The sequence below is a fragment of the Thioalkalivibrio denitrificans genome (genome assembly GCF_002000365.1).
Taxonomy (GTDB): Bacteria; Pseudomonadota; Gammaproteobacteria; order Ectothiorhodospirales; family Ectothiorhodospiraceae; genus Thioalkalivibrio_A; species Thioalkalivibrio_A denitrificans.
The window spans coordinates 1-1,029 of sequence record NZ_MVBK01000161.1 but is presented as its reverse complement, the minus strand read 5'-3'; the positions used below and the strand labels follow the sequence as shown (position 1 = coordinate 1,029).

Sequence of the window (1,029 nt, the reverse complement as noted above, 5' to 3'; positions counted from 1 at the left end):
GGGTCCCCTGGATGCGCCGGGCCAGTTCCCGGTGGAAGTGTTGCGCGAACTGGCCCGGCGCATCCAGGGGACCCTGGTGATGTGCGTGGACGACCTGCACAACGTGCCGGTGGGGCATCCGCTGCACGGCGCCCTTGTCGCTTTCGCGGAGTGCCTTCGGGAAACCCCGTTACGCCTGTTGGTGTGCAGTCGTTGCGAGCCGCCGAGACCCTGGGCCCGCCTGCGCGGGCGCGGGGCGCTGGAGGTGGTGGACGAGCAGGCGCTGGCGTTCACCGTCAAGGAAATCGGCGACCTGTGCGAATGCCACGGCCTGCCGCGCCCGGGCCGCGCCGACCGGGAACGTCTGCACGGCCTGACCGGCGGCTGGGCGGCCGGCCTGATGCTGCTGCTGGAGCAATGGCGCAGGACCGGGCGCCTGGATCCGGACGAGTCCCCCGGCAGTTCCCTGGTGGACTGGTTCCTGAACGAGGTCTTCCTGCCTCTGCCCGAAGAGGATCGGGAACTCCTGTGTCTGTGCGCCCTGCCTTCCCGCGTGCCCCGGAACCTGGTGGCGGAGGCGAGCGGATGCGCGGATGCCGTCGCGCGGCTCGAACGCCTGCGCGAGGACCACGCCTTCGTGCAACTGGACGAGGCCACCGGACACTACCGGCTGCACGATCTGTTCCGCGGTTTCCTGCGTGAACGGGCCCGGGTGCTTTGGACTACGGCGGCGTATGGCGGGCATGCGGGCCGCTGGGCGCGGCTGTTGTGGGCGCAGGGGGAGTGGAGTGCCGCGGCCGCGCTGCAGGTGGAAACCGGTGACGGCGAGGGACTGGCCGAGGGCCTCCGCCAGGCAGCCCCGGCGCTGTTGCAGACCGGTCGCGGGGAGAATCTCTACCACTGGCTGTCGGCCATCCCCGAGCAGGCGCGCCGCGCGGATGCGGAGCTGACGCTCTGGGAAGGGCTGTGCCTGATTCTGCACGATACCCGCCGGGCGCGCGCCCTGCTCGGCGAGGCCTGGGAGGCGCTGGCCCGGCGCCGGGCTCTGGT

The 1,029-nt window shown here is 71.9% G+C and carries 1 protein-coding gene; it reads left to right on the top strand.

Going from position 1 to position 1,029, the window contains the following annotated elements; genetic code table 11:
- On the top strand, nt 1–1,029 hold a 1,029-nt coding region (locus B1C78_RS17700; protein WP_483887641.1), incomplete at both ends, for a MalT transcriptional regulator family protein.